This is a genomic window from Mediterraneibacter sp. NSJ-151, assembly GCF_022487435.1.
Classification (GTDB): Bacteria; Bacillota; Clostridia; order Lachnospirales; family Lachnospiraceae; genus Schaedlerella; species Schaedlerella hominis.
Genome location: NZ_JAKVPP010000014.1, coordinates 42,076 through 54,761, shown reverse-complemented (window position 1 = coordinate 54,761; position 12,686 = coordinate 42,076). Strand labels below are relative to the sequence as shown.

The 12,686-nt window shown below is 39.1% G+C and carries 12 protein-coding genes; 8 read left to right on the top strand and 4 right to left on the bottom strand.

The annotated features are described in order from the left end of the window. Position 1: 1 nt before the first annotated feature. Positions 2-919: a ParM/StbA family protein gene (locus tag LQE94_RS13100; RefSeq protein ID WP_009245410.1), complete on the bottom strand. Its 918-nt coding sequence runs from the start codon at positions 917-919 to the stop codon at positions 2-4. Between the two features lie 537 nt (positions 920-1,456). Here LQE94_RS13100 and LQE94_RS13095 point away from each other — a divergent pair. From LQE94_RS13095 to LQE94_RS13070, 6 genes are all read left to right on the top strand, one after another. Then, on the top strand, positions 1,457-2,212 hold the full coding sequence (locus tag LQE94_RS13095; protein ID WP_005428267.1) for a hypothetical protein: 756 nt from the start codon (positions 1,457-1,459) through the stop codon (positions 2,210-2,212). Beyond that, positions 2,205-3,098 carry a hypothetical protein gene (locus LQE94_RS13090; RefSeq protein ID WP_005428264.1) on the top strand — a complete coding sequence of 298 codons (894 nt, stop codon included), beginning with the start codon at positions 2,205-2,207 and terminating at the stop codon, positions 3,096-3,098. Before LQE94_RS13095 ends, LQE94_RS13090 begins: the two co-directional genes overlap by 8 nt. A gap of 12 nt (positions 3,099-3,110) precedes the next feature. Further along, positions 3,111-3,752 (top strand): ABC transporter ATP-binding protein, encoded by a 642-nt coding sequence (locus tag LQE94_RS13085; RefSeq protein ID WP_009245407.1) that lies wholly within the window; start codon positions 3,111-3,113, stop codon positions 3,750-3,752. A 73-nt stretch (positions 3,753-3,825) separates the two neighbouring features. Continuing rightward, positions 3,826-5,346 carry a DUF6034 family protein gene (locus LQE94_RS13080; protein ID WP_117636856.1) on the top strand — a complete coding sequence of 507 codons (1,521 nt, stop codon included), beginning with the start codon at positions 3,826-3,828 and terminating at the stop codon, positions 5,344-5,346. 300 nt (positions 5,347-5,646) lie between these two features. After that, positions 5,647-5,847 (top strand): hypothetical protein, encoded by a 201-nt coding sequence (locus LQE94_RS13075; RefSeq protein WP_240577903.1) that lies wholly within the window; start codon positions 5,647-5,649, stop codon positions 5,845-5,847. Further along, complete coding sequence (locus LQE94_RS13070) at positions 5,841-6,800, top strand: ATP-binding cassette domain-containing protein (RefSeq protein WP_226817998.1); 960 nt, start codon at positions 5,841-5,843, stop codon at positions 6,798-6,800. The genes LQE94_RS13075 and LQE94_RS13070 overlap by 7 nt, the downstream gene beginning before the upstream one ends. Before the next feature lie 336 nt (positions 6,801-7,136). On the opposite strand, the gene LQE94_RS13065 is transcribed toward LQE94_RS13070, so the two are convergent. Next, entirely contained in the window at positions 7,137-9,380 is a 2,244-nt protein-coding gene (locus LQE94_RS13065) for a tetratricopeptide repeat protein (protein ID WP_117996915.1), read from the bottom strand. A 268-nt stretch (positions 9,381-9,648) separates the two neighbouring features. Here LQE94_RS13065 and LQE94_RS16260 point away from each other — a divergent pair, with 268 nt between their 5' ends. Then, on the top strand, positions 9,649-9,783 hold the full coding sequence (locus LQE94_RS16260; RefSeq protein ID WP_255646893.1) for a hypothetical protein: 135 nt from the start codon (positions 9,649-9,651) through the stop codon (positions 9,781-9,783). Positions 9,784-9,823: 40 nt separating this feature from the next. Here LQE94_RS16260 and LQE94_RS13060 read toward each other — a convergent pair whose 3' ends face one another. Together LQE94_RS13060 and LQE94_RS13055 are read right to left on the bottom strand one after the other, a co-directional pair. Next, entirely contained in the window at positions 9,824-10,432 is a 609-nt protein-coding gene (locus LQE94_RS13060; protein WP_117636858.1) for a GNAT family acetyltransferase, read from the bottom strand. Then, on the bottom strand, positions 10,425-10,610 hold the full coding sequence (locus LQE94_RS13055; protein WP_117636859.1) for a hypothetical protein: 186 nt from the start codon (positions 10,608-10,610) through the stop codon (positions 10,425-10,427). Before LQE94_RS13055 ends, LQE94_RS13060 begins: the two co-directional genes overlap by 8 nt. A 294-nt stretch (positions 10,611-10,904) precedes the next feature. Here LQE94_RS13055 and LQE94_RS13050 point away from each other — a divergent pair, with 294 nt between their 5' ends. Continuing rightward, a complete protein-coding gene (locus LQE94_RS13050; RefSeq protein ID WP_240577902.1) occupies positions 10,905-12,590 on the top strand; it encodes a recombinase family protein in 1,686 nt (561 codons plus the stop codon). The last annotated feature ends 96 nt before the right edge of the window (positions 12,591-12,686 follow it).

Below are 12,686 nucleotides of genomic sequence, written 5' to 3'. Positions count from 1 at the left end.
CTTATCCCCTCCTTTTCAGGCTCATATAAGCCAGAGATTCATAACCTTTGGCAGTGGCACAGATATCATCAAGGATGGTAACTCGTGATTTGTCATACGCTCCAAAGTTACGGATCAGGCATCCACCGCCTCCGACCACATACAGGCGCATCAGGCCAGGATTGTATTCATATTTGCGGAGCGTGGCAAAAATATCTGTGACATACTGTCTGGCAACAGCAGTAATACAATCCAGATAAGACGCTGAAATGTCAGCGGTTCCAAACCGCAGAATCTGCTCTACGGTAGATTCTTCAATCTTTACTCCGAAGTTGTCCAGAACAGCGTTTTTAGCGGCAATCATGCATTGGTTTACGCCAAACTTTTCTGTCCAGCACCGGCTTTCCTGTGCTTTCTTATTATTGATATACAGAATGTTCATGGTTCCGTTGCCGATATCTGCAAGAAGATTTGTCCCCTTGAAATCTCCAAGTCGGTTTACGATAGCCGGATATCCCTGCGGGTAAAGGCTGCATCCCACAAAACGGAGATGATACTCTTTGCTGTTAAATCGGTAATGGACTTCTGGATTCTGGAGCAGATAGGAACGGAAATCTTCTCTCTGGTTTCTGATCCATGTCAGAGGAAGCCCGGCAGCCAGATGAACGTCTGCTTCACGGATGGAAAAGACATTCAGTTCCCTTGCAATCGCCATGAGAGTTAGAAGATAATATTCTTCGTCCATAGCTTTATCTGGGATAAATTCTTTGTGTCCTTCGCCAATCCGGTAGTAAATGCCGTTATATTCCAGAATATTCCCGGTGAAGATGGGTTCTGTTTCATAGGCTTTGATTCCGGTTGGTGTGACGGTATTTGCTGTTTTCATGTTGCCGTAGCCGTGATCTACAGCAATGATTTTTGTGTTTCTGAGTTCTCGCATAAAAAACACCTCCATTTTCGTATTGATTAATTCAGCAGGCTGTACCGGTGTGGTACTGCTTTGCTGTGAGATAAGCATACGAAAGTTGGAGGAAAAAGACATTGAGGGAAAATTGAGTTGGAATTGAAAAATAGGATATAATTTTGTAAAATAGAGCAATTTCTTTAGTTTTTTATAGCCCTGCATTTTTTTGTTATAAACGTTCATTAAATGTTGACATGTTATTATATAAATGGTAAAATTGTACAATAAAATGTGGAAAGTTGGATGGAATTTATTGAATTATAATAAAACTAATCGTACTTAACTGGCGGCTTATGTATTTGTAGAACTTAGAATAATAGAAAATTTAAAATATTATCAATTTTTACAGCTGTTGCAATGCTTTCAGTAGGAACAACAGTTTTTGCAAGTCCTTAACTGTTGTTTGATAAGGAGTGTAGTTTTATACAAATAGTGATATTATTGCAAAAAACTAGGATTTTATAAAAATAAAAAAATCAAGTCTATAGCTGTTTGAAGTGAGGAGAAAAGCGTATGAGAAATGTGTTGGCAACGGACATAAAAAACAATATTCGAAGCATTCGCTTTATTTTGGGGATTTTTCTAATCGTTTCGGCTACCCTGATGTCTGAGCATGAGATGTTGCAGAAGATCATAAATGCAGGCGGATCTGCAGAAGGACCAGGCTGGTTCGTAGCATACACCTATTGTATGAACAGCGTTAATATGCTTCTGTTTGTTCCCATTGCCGTTGCTTTTGCGGGTGGAGAGAATACGGAGGCTGAGCTGCACAGTCGTTTTTTTCTGTTCAGTTATATCCGTTCAGGGAGAAAACAGTATCTCGTAGGAAAAGCAGCAGGATTGTTGGTCTCCGGAGGTTTGACAGCTTTTTTAGCCATGGTGTTCCTTCTTGTAATCTGTATACTGAGGTTCGGTCAGTATCCTTCTCTGATTGACGGAAATTATGAGATGGCAGTGCTTGTGGGCAGAACGGCGGTAAGCTTTCTGAGATTGTTTTTAAATGGCGCTTTTTGGGCGCTAATTGGCGGTACGTCGGCTGTCATAACAAAAAATCGCTATATGTCCTATGCCGTTCCTTTTATTCTTTATTATGTCCTGACCGTATTTCAGGAGCGTTACTATCAAAAAGCATTCTTTCTGAGTCCCCGCTATTGGGCGGCGTCTATTTACTACAATGATATCTTCTGCATTGCTATATTAGCGGTTGGAAGTTTTTTAACGGCACTGATCTTTATGTGCGCAATAGAAAGAAGGTTGCGGTATGCGTGATATTAAACAGGCTTTTTGGATTGCAGGCCAGAATTTCTATGGATGGAAAAAAAGTCCGAGGATCTGGATGACCTTTATTTTGGCAGCTATATTATGTCTGATGCTGTCGGATCAGATTATTTCCCATGCGATAAAATATGAGACAATCCTTCAGGTATTCGAGCCGTTTATTTGGACATATGGGGATGCATCCTCTGTTATGCTGTCCTCCCTGCTTTTAATCCTGCTCTTTGCGGACATGCCATTTATCAGTCAGGCAACTCCGTATTGGCTTGTACGCACAAAACGGAAGATATGGCTTGCGGGTCAGATTATCTATGTGATCCTGGCGACTGTGATCTATAATATTTTTTTGGCTGTGATGCTTGGAATTATGGGAGCTCCCTTTTCCTTTACGGGAAATGTGTGGAGCGAAACAGCGGCAATGTTGGGCTATGGCGGTGGGGAGAGCATAACCGTTCCTGTTTCCATAAAAACAATGGAAAGCTCAACTCCTTATATGTGCGCAGCAATAGTGTTTGGACTTGTACTTTTATATACTCTTTTTATCGCAGTTCTCATGTTGTTTTTAAATCTGGCTGCGGGAAATATGGCAGGGGTGATCGGTGCTTTTGCAGTCAGTCTGTATGGGCTCCTGCTGAACCCAGATGTTTTCCGGAAACTGTTTCATTTTACAGAAAGTCAGGAATATAGGGCGAACGTGTTCTGCGGCTGGCTGTCTCCGTTGAACCAAGCTACCTTTCCCATGCACAGCTTTGGTTATGATTACCTGCCAGGGATCGGGATGAGCATGTTCATATTTGCAATATTAATCATAGCGCTGATCGGCTTGTCAGCCGTCCGAATTAAGGGCTATAATTTCTCTTTTACGCAGACAAACGAATAAATGGAGGGCAAAATGGAATATGCAATCAGGTTGAAGGGACTGACAAAATCCTTTCAAAAAGAAAAAGTATTAAAGAACATTACCCATGATTTTGAAAAAGGGAAGATTCATGGGATTATGGGGTTTAACGGTTCAGGGAAAACCGTAATGTTTAAATGCATCTGTGGATTTTTACAACCTGAGAGCGGCACAGTGCTCGTAGGGGGAAAACAGATCGGGAAGGAGCTGGACTTTCCAGATTCCGTAGGCATTATCATTGAAAACCCTGGCTTCTTTCTGGATCTCAGCGGTTTTGCGAATTTAAAGAGACTGGCGTCTCTGAAACACCGTATTTCCGATGACGATGTGAGGGCGACGATGCGTGCCCTAGGGCTTGATCCTCTGTCTAAAAAGAAGGTAGGACAGTATTCTCTTGGAATGCGTGAACGTCTTGGTATCGCACAGGCAATCATGGAAGATCCGGAGCTTTTGATATTGGACGAGCCTTTTAATGGTCTGGACAAGCAGGGGGCAGGAGAGGTCTGCGAGCTTTTGCGGGGATTAAAGGAACGAGGGAAGACTATTCTTATCGCAGCACATAACATGCTGGAGATCGAATGGCTCTGCGATACGATCTGTGAGATGGATGCAGGTGTCCTGACGCAGATAAAATAAAAATACGGGGGAAAGAGTTTATAATTGAAGTTTCGTGAAAAAGCGACAATTCTATAAGATATATGGAGGAAAAATGAAAAAAAGTGTTTTAGCAATTATGGTAGGTGCGTTGTGTATTATTCTTTCCAGCTGTCAGGAAACACCAGAGGAGAGTTCGGTAGTCAGCAAAGTGGATGGGATTAGCGAGGCGGCTGTCTGTGAACCTCTTAAAAAAGGAGAAAAGAGAGAGACAAATGTTCCAACGCATTGGAAATTTGAAGAAAAGAAAAGCAACGACCGTGTGGTTATCCAGGCAGATATTAAGTTGGCCGAACAAAGCATTGGCAATCTTCCAGTCATAGAGATGCAAAATCACGAGTTAACGCAGGAAGAACTGAATGGATTGATTGATTATTTTACGGACGGTGAGGAACTATATATGCCACAGATGGTGACAAAGGATGCGTATCAGGAAGTGTTAGACAGGATTTCCAGCAAGGAAGGAAGTTACTTGCAATCAGCATATTCTACATCGATTGCAGGGATTCAAAACGCAACCCGAGAGGGGATGGAGCTTGCACCGGATGAAGCGTCTGCACCGGAAAAGATGGAGATAAAATTTCAAAAAAAAACAGAGGATCACGGTGTGGAAGCGGCACGGAGTTGGATGAGTACTGAATTGGAAAACACAGATACAGAGGATTATTTTACTGCAGATGTGGGCGAGGACAGGAAGGCATATATAGAAGCAGAGCGGTATAATCAGGAAATTGACAATGACAGTAGTTTTCTCTGGATGGAGGGTTCTAATTTTATAGAAGAAGAAACAATAGAAACTGAGGAAATGCAGAGTGAGTATTACAGTAGCTTTGGCATGGATACCAACGGCTATACAGAGAAATTTCATGAACTGGCAGATGCGTATCGAAAGTGCATGGACAAGATCACCTTTACAGAGGAAGATGGAAAGGAACAGGCAGAACAAGTTTTAGAGGATTTAGGTATCGATGGAATGGGCCTTGTAGATTCTGATCGTACCGTGTGGTTCCCGAATGGCGCATGTTCAGAGCGCAATGGTCTGGGACTTGGTAGTGATGCTTTGTGGCAGGGAGATCTGGATAGAGGATTACCGGGATATCTGTATTGTTTTTCGAAAAGTGTAGAGGGTATTACTTCAGTTCCTGATGGCGTGGTTGCGGAAGAAACAGTGGATAGTTATGTGCCTCCGTTCCAGGTAGAAACAATCTCTATTCTGATAACAGAGGAAGGAATTAAATATTTTAAATGGGATGGGATATCGGAAGAAGTCTGTACGGTGACGGAAAATACAAAGCTTCTGCCTTTTGAAAAAATACAGGCAAAGCTGACAGATCAGATTTTTTATTGGTATTCCGGAAAAGGCCAGTCTGCCAACGACACTACCGCACTGGAGTATGATGTGGTAAACGCAAAATTGCAGTATACTTATACCACAGCCTATCAGGAGCCGAAACACGCATGGTTGGTTCCAGCATGGATTTTTACTGTCAGGGAAAGTATTGGTGGAAATTCTCTACAGGAGCTTTCTTATGTGATCAATGCTTATGATGGCAGTGTGATTGGAGAAGCATATTAGGGTTCAGCGACACTTGAATTTTTATTGACCATAGAATTACAAGGTTTATCATGAGAATAATAAATATGCGATATTTGGCTTGGATATATAACAGGTAAGAATAGGAATAGTGCAAATGATTAAGCTCGCATTGATTGATAACGGTATACCTTATCATATGAGAAATAACAGGAATCAAAGGATTGTTCATAAATCTTTTTTGGCTTCTAAATGCGATCCAAGTGAGTATAAAGACGATAAATCATTCCATGGCGCTGTATGCGTCGGAATTATCACAAGCATATGTAGTGATATAGAATTATGGGACTTAGTCAGAACGGTTATTACGCAATAAATCTGCAGAAAAATCCTTTAGATGAAAATGTAATTCCTTTAGAATATTATGACGATTCCAATGAGTCATTGAACGATATCCTTTATACAGTATATATAGCTTATGAACCTGATATTATTCTTTTGAATCAAGAGGAAGAAATATTTGAAAGTAGTAAGGCATGCTAGATGAATATAGTACTGTCAGTGTTGTAGTAATAGACACGGTTGTAAATGCGTTATTATATATATTAAGTGGGCTTTTTATAATAAAAGGAGAATTCACTATAGGCGGAGCATTTGCTTTTATTACATATAGTGCATATGTTGTAAATCCAATTTCAGCATTGATAAACATTAAATATTATTTTGCGCAAATTGAGCCATCGGCAAAACGTCTTTTTGAGTTATGGGGACAACCGGAAGAATTGGAAATGAAATTATGTGAAATGAAACCTGAGAAAATTTATCAAGATAGGGATATGGTTTTTGAAGTAAAAAATCTTGTCTTTGGTTATGAACCAGGACACCCTATTTTAAATGGTATTTCACTATGTGTAAAAAAAGGGGAACGAATTGCGATCGTAGGAGAAAATGGAAGTGGCAAATCAACACTTTTGAACCTTTTGGCGGGATTCTACCGGCCACAAAAAGGAATAATAAAATTGTATGGAGCTCCTGTGGAATTGATGGATATACAAGATATGAGAAATAGAATTGCGGTTATAAGCCAAAGGCCATATCTATTCCAAGGGACTATAGAGGAGAATGTTAATATCGATGGAAAGGCGTCAAGAGATGCAGTTGTTGAAGCATGTAGAAAAAGTGGTGCTTTAGGTTTTATTGAAAAATTGGATCATGGATTTGGACAAAAAATTGGACAAGATGGTGCAAAACTTTCTGGAGGAGAAAGACAAAAGATAGCTGTAGCTAGGGCTCTGCTGAAAAATGCAGACATTTTACTTATGGATGAGGCTACAGAAGGATTTGATGTTGAATCAAATGAAGCTTTACGTGAGTTATTACATAGTGAATTAAAAAATAAGACTATCGTTTTTATTACGCATAAGTATAAAGAACTGGAAAGTGTTGATAAAGTATATCGCCTTTCAAAAGGAATTTTAGAATTGGTGCGGAGTTAGAGATATAAATTTCTAATAGAACTGAGCCACTATGCATTTGACATATTGTATCAAACAGTAGGTTGATGACGAGATGATTGTAATGTATCGCAGATTGAACAAGCAGAGGAGCATATTTACAAGTTCTCAGGCATTGATGAAGGCAATATACCTAGACTATAAAAAATTTGAGATAGGAGGAGCGAAAAGTGTCAAAAAAAGAAAAGTGATCCTTATGTAAACGCTCCATGTCTAAGAAAAAATGGAAATGGACAAGCGCCTAGTCTTGGAGTGTATCTCAAAACTAGGCGTTTACATTATTGAGGCAATATATTTTACAAGTGTTTGTAGGAACCGTTAGTGCTTGGTGAGAAGAATACTTTTTGCCAGAGCAATTCCAGCTTGTGGATACAATTCTTGAATTGCTTGATATTTTTCTTCAATCAATTCGGGTTCGTCTGCCCATATATCCTCATAAATTTTCAAGGCTTTTTTAAAATGGGTTTTCGCTTGCGAAATATTTGCAGTGATCAGGCAGATACTTCCAAGGGATTCCTGTACCTGGGCATAATCCAAACAGTGGTTTGAATTATATTCTTTGATAATCTGTGCTAATTTCTGAAGAGCAGACAGGGCAAGGTCAGGTTCTTGTATTTCAATTAAGAGGACAGCATAATTATTAATCTGGGGAATGCTGTCATTAGTATAAAGAAGCTGGTATTGTTCTAAAAGAGAGATACCCATTTTCATGTGTTTTTTAGCCAGATCAAGCTGTCCGTTTGTTCGGTAAAGTCCTCCAAGATTGGAATAGAGGTTGGAAACAAGGTGGGCATTTTCTTTTGTGATTTCTTTTATTTGAGCAAGTGCTTCTTTTTCTAATTTTATCGCTTTTTCTGTTTGGGGTTCCAGAGTTGCCTGATAATCCAATAGTAAGGCACGGTCAGAGGCAGTCCCGTAAGTACTTGCTTTTACAAAATGCTGTAGTTCTTGGACAATTTTTTTCATGCCCTTTTGATAGCGGTACTTCTCCATATATGGAAAAACATCTTCTAAAAATAACAGGTATTGGGGAATATCATCCTTTTCAATGAATTGGATGATATTTTCTGCTGTCTGAAATAATTTTTTATAATAGCTAACTTCAATGCCATGCATTAAACATATTTTTCGCAGAGAATCCAATAACGTGTGGCAGCTTGTAATAGAAGGTGCGGTCTCGGAAACGGCAATTTCCTGAATCAGTGGATGTAGAGAAATAGTATGCCGGAGACTTGACTGTACAAAACCTGTCTCAATCAGATCGTTGATATCATTTAAATTTCTTAATTGAAGCCATTCAGCCCAAAGCCGTGCAGAGATACCACCAGAAGGAAGAAAGCACAGATTACGCATGATTCCCCTTTGTTCCTGGGAGAGAGAATAGAGGGAAAATAGGGTGTGAATATGGTAATAGTAGGTTGCATTACTGCTCTGTCCGTCTTTGAAGGCTTTGATTTTGTCCTCATTTTCGAGAGAAGCCTTTTCTCTTTGAAGCTTTTCTAGTAATTGCTGCGGAGCTAAAATTCCGTTTTCCAGAAGCTTTGCTGCTAATTCTACGGCGAAAGTATGACGATGAACGGTTGCGATGATTTCATCTACAAGTGACCGATGTTCTTCGGCTTCCGAATAAAAGGAAGATACCAGTTGAAACAGGCTGGATGATTCTTTAATCTCTTTTAAGTGCAGGGTACAGTAACTATCGAATTTGCTTCTTGTTGTAAAAAGAATCCGGCAGCGGTATTTTAACATTACGGACAAAAAGGAGTCCTGTGTTGCGGTTGCATTGAAGTTGTCTATGATGATTAAAGTATCATCTTTCAAAGAACGAAGGAAACGGTTGTGTTTTCGGAAACGTTCTTCTTCGGCATCTTCAGGTAAATCATCAGCAAAATCCATATCCGTAACAGATTGATGTAAATCTCCGGCATATTCAAAATACAGGATGTTTGTGTAATGCTTTTTATAGTACTTTGCATAGGATTTTGCCAGTTCGCTTTTCCCGATTCCGGCAATTCCGTAAAGAAATACTTTGCTATTATCTTCCAGAAGGGAATGTAATTCTGTTGTTTCATCTTCTCTCCCTACAAAATGGCGGCATGGTCTTGGGACTTCACTATCCATAATATAATCCAGTACCATTGGTGAGAGGGAACCACCTGCGATCAATTTCTGGTTTTTGGTATCACGTTTAATAAACGGGCGTTCCATACCAAAAGAAATTAGCTTTGCCAGAAACAGCAGACGTAAATTGGCAGGTTTGTATAGAGAGGTAAGCTCTGCTTTTTTGGCCTCAGAAATTGAAGAATCATGGATAAATAAGGTATAAATATCCTGAAGTGCTTTGTCGCAGTCAGCCATTAAGGGGACAATATTTTGGTGTATAGTTTTCACCAGTTTTTCCTGATTGCTTGGTCTTGCATAAAAAGAAGATATTTTGGGACTGATTTTCGCCTGGCCTGTCATCCAGCGGCAAACCAGACCATTATCCAAAGTAAATTCTTTGTTTTCAGGACTGTCTAAAAAATCTTCAAATATTTCATATAAAAATTCAGGCTGGCTCATCTGATTGCTTTCACTGATTTGGTTTTTTAAATATGTCATTATCGAACTAAAATCACAACGATCCAATAGGCATTTCCTCTTTTCTATAGATTAAATTAAGTGAACAGGTTTGAATAAGTATATCATACCACGAACATATATTCGGTTCAAGATAAATAGAGATTTTCGTTACATGATTTTCTCAATTTACGGTCAATTCCGGTTCAATGTTGTTTATGAAGAAATTCTGTAAAATAAGCTCAGATTAAAACAATGACAGGAGGAGCTTATGCAACAGAATATTGAATTTGAGCGGTGCATTGATTTTCTGGTACGGATGATTGATAAGTACGGCGATGAAGTCCTCCGGGAGTTGGAGGAAGAAAAACAGAATAAAGAAGAAAAAGAAGCGGCAGTTTCCTGAAATACTAAATGTAAATCAGACTGCCGCTTTTTATGTGTTTTCAGATGAATTTCAAAAGCTGATATAGAGTGTGAGGTTCATTGTTCTGGGAAGCGGTAATACGGGTATCAAATGGCTTGAAATGATTTTGTGTATAAAAGCTCAGAAGAAATTCATTATCTTCGCATTCAAGAAATTCCATAACGCCGCCTACGGAATATTTGAGACCGGATATGGTTTCCAGTGCAAATCCCAGCAGGATGTTTCCAGGGATTCGTTTTTCCTTTGGTAGAGAATAGTTCTTTCCTAACTGTGCAATCAGGTAAGCTGCTGTGTTGTAAGACTGTGTTTCTTCATCCAGAATACTGACACGGGACAGCTTCTTTGCCATCGTCTTACTGATATTTGAAGCCCGGACAGATATTGGCTTTACTGTAAGAGAAAAATAGCCGACCAGTGAAGCATCTTCGGCATCGAATACCAGATAAGTGATAGATTGATCTTTTTTGGTAAACTCAACCGCATTATGTAATAAAAAGTATTCCACATCGGGATTTTGGGGACAAGAAAAATCGGAGAGCAAGTCGTAAAGACTTTCCTCTCCGATATATGTCGGTTCGTCTTTATCCAAATATGCCCGAATATTAACGGTAAAATATTTATCAGACATGTTTTTTCTTCCTTTTTGACATTAAAGCTAAGATTTCCTGTGGGTTTGTTAACTGACGTCCGGGAAGTGCCTGCTTTGGTGTGCGGTCACGATCGGCTTCGTCAATCGCTGCGACAAAACGCTTTACACTATTTGGATTGGATACGACAAAATTATGAGTAATACTTGAAGTAGCCATACTAACACCTCCTCTATTTCTGGCTTTTTGTGTATTTATAGTATATGCAATGTGTGATGAAAACACAATATCAAAAACTGAAATAATTTCTAAATAATTTTCAAGCCGGATATTTATTAGATGCTTCCGGTAAGTGGACGATATTTTGATAACAGATATTCTCTATATCTAATTTAATTATACAAGTGACAGAGAAATGCGTCAACATGGAAAATAAGTATTGAAAAGAATTGGAATAAGTACTAAAATAAAGTTGGGACAATAAAGCGGAGTTACTATATAGAGGAAAAGACTATGAAGAATATAAAAATTAAATGTAATATCTATACCAGAGTATCCACAACCATGCAGGTAGATGGATACAGTCTGGATGCTCAGAAAGAAAAATTAAGGCGTTATGCAGAATTTCAAAATATGGAAATCGTAAATGAGTATTCAGATGAAGGTAAATCTGGAAAAAGCGTGGAGGGAAGACCTGAATTTCAGAGAATGCTGGATAATATAGAGAATGGCACAGATGAGATACAGTTTGTACTGGTATTCAAACTTTCCAGATTTGGCCGTAATGCGGCAGATGTGTTAAACTCTCTGCAAAGAATGCAGGATTTTGGAGTGAATCTGATTTGTGTTGAGGATGGGATTGACAGCTCCAAAGATAGTGGAAAGCTGATGATTTCCGTTCTGTCTGCGGTGGCAGAGATTGAAAGGGAAAATATCCTTGTCCAGACAATGGAGGGACGTAAACAGAAAGCCAGAGAAGGGAAATGGAACGGTGGATTTGCTCCATATGGCTATGAACTGGTAAATGGAGAATTACAGATTGCAGAGGATGAAGCAGAGGTCATACGTCTGATTTATGATAAATTTATTCATACGAATATGGGAATTGCTGCGATCGCCATATGGCTGAATCAGCATGGATATAAAAAGAAAAAGAGACAGAATAATACACTGGATGCATTTGCCGCTTCTTTTATAAAAGGTGTTTTGGACAATCCGGTTTACTGTGGAAAACTGGCTTACGGACGAAGAAAGAATGAAAAGGTTGCTGGAACACGAAATGAATACCGTATTGTAAAACAGGAGAATTATATGTTATATGATGGTATTCATGAAGGGATTATCTCAGAGACAGATTGGGAACTGGCACATCAGAAAAGGGTAAAAAATGGAGTGAAATATGAGAAAATCCATAGCTTAGATCATGAACATATTTTATCCGGAATCTTGAAATGTCCGCTATGTGGAAGTGGAATGTATGGAAATGTGAACCGAAAGAAAAAGAAAGATGGAACTTTGTATAAGGATTATTTTTATTATGCCTGCAAACACCGTCGTTTAATGAATGGTCACAGATGTGATTACCATAAGCAATGGAGCGAGGATAAGGTCAATAATGCAGTTGAAGAGGTTATCCGGAAACTGGTACAGAATCCCAAATTTGAAGAAGCGATCCGAAAAAAAATCGGTTCAAGGATTGACACAGATGAAATTGAAAGAGAAATCGAAAATTTGGAAAAACAGCATAGGCAGTTGACAGGAGCAAAGGCAAGGCTAGGCCAACAGATGGATAACCTGGATATCATGGACAAATTTTATGAAAAGAAATATCAGGATATGGAGACAAGGTTATATCGGCTGTATGATGAAATTGAAGGCGTGGAAAATAGCATAGAAGAAGTTAAAAAGCGTTTGCTGAATATCCAGCAGCAGAAAATATCAGAAGAAAACGTCTATCAATTCCTTTTATATTTTGATAAACTATATGATAAGTTCACCGACTTGGAGAAGAAAGAATTTCTCAACAGCTTTGTAGAACGTGTGGACATTTACGATCAGGAGCAGCCGGATGGCAGATTCCTGAAGCACATAAAGTTCCGTTTTCCGGTGTATTTTGGAGACAGGGAAACACAGGAACTTTGTTGGGACAACGAAAGTACCGTTGAGACTGTGGTGTTGCTACAAAGGAAGAATATGTAGAAATCCTTGAATTTACGCACTTTGTGGAGTTTTTCAGTTTCAAAAGAATAGGCGAAAATCACAAAGAAAAGAGCCTTGTGAAGAAAGTAACCGTTG

Bases quoted from the DNA above. Each gene is read 5' to 3' on its own strand.
- LQE94_RS13095 (WP_005428267.1), top strand. From the start codon at position 1,457: ATGAGAAATGTGTTGGCAACGGACATAAAAAACAATATTCGAAGCATT.
- LQE94_RS13055 (WP_117636859.1), bottom strand. From the start codon at position 10,610: ATGGCTACTTCAAGTATTACTCATAATTTTGTCGTATCCAATCCAAAT.
- LQE94_RS13085 (WP_009245407.1), top strand. From the start codon at position 3,111: ATGGAATATGCAATCAGGTTGAAGGGACTGACAAAATCCTTTCAAAAA.
- LQE94_RS16260 (WP_255646893.1), top strand. From the start codon at position 9,649: ATGCAACAGAATATTGAATTTGAGCGGTGCATTGATTTTCTGGTACGG.
- LQE94_RS13050 (WP_240577902.1), top strand. From the start codon at position 10,905: ATGAAGAATATAAAAATTAAATGTAATATCTATACCAGAGTATCCACA.
- LQE94_RS13060 (WP_117636858.1), bottom strand. From the start codon at position 10,432: ATGTCTGATAAATATTTTACCGTTAATATTCGGGCATATTTGGATAAA.
- LQE94_RS13065 (WP_117996915.1), bottom strand. From the start codon at position 9,380: ATGAGCCAGCCTGAATTTTTATATGAAATATTTGAAGATTTTTTAGAC.
- LQE94_RS13080 (WP_117636856.1), top strand. From the start codon at position 3,826: ATGAAAAAAAGTGTTTTAGCAATTATGGTAGGTGCGTTGTGTATTATT.
- LQE94_RS13070 (WP_226817998.1), top strand. From the start codon at position 5,841: ATGCTAGATGAATATAGTACTGTCAGTGTTGTAGTAATAGACACGGTT.
- LQE94_RS13100 (WP_009245410.1), bottom strand. From the start codon at position 919: ATGCGAGAACTCAGAAACACAAAAATCATTGCTGTAGATCACGGCTAC.
- LQE94_RS13075 (WP_240577903.1), top strand. From the start codon at position 5,647: ATGGGACTTAGTCAGAACGGTTATTACGCAATAAATCTGCAGAAAAAT.
- LQE94_RS13090 (WP_005428264.1), top strand. From the start codon at position 2,205: ATGCGTGATATTAAACAGGCTTTTTGGATTGCAGGCCAGAATTTCTAT.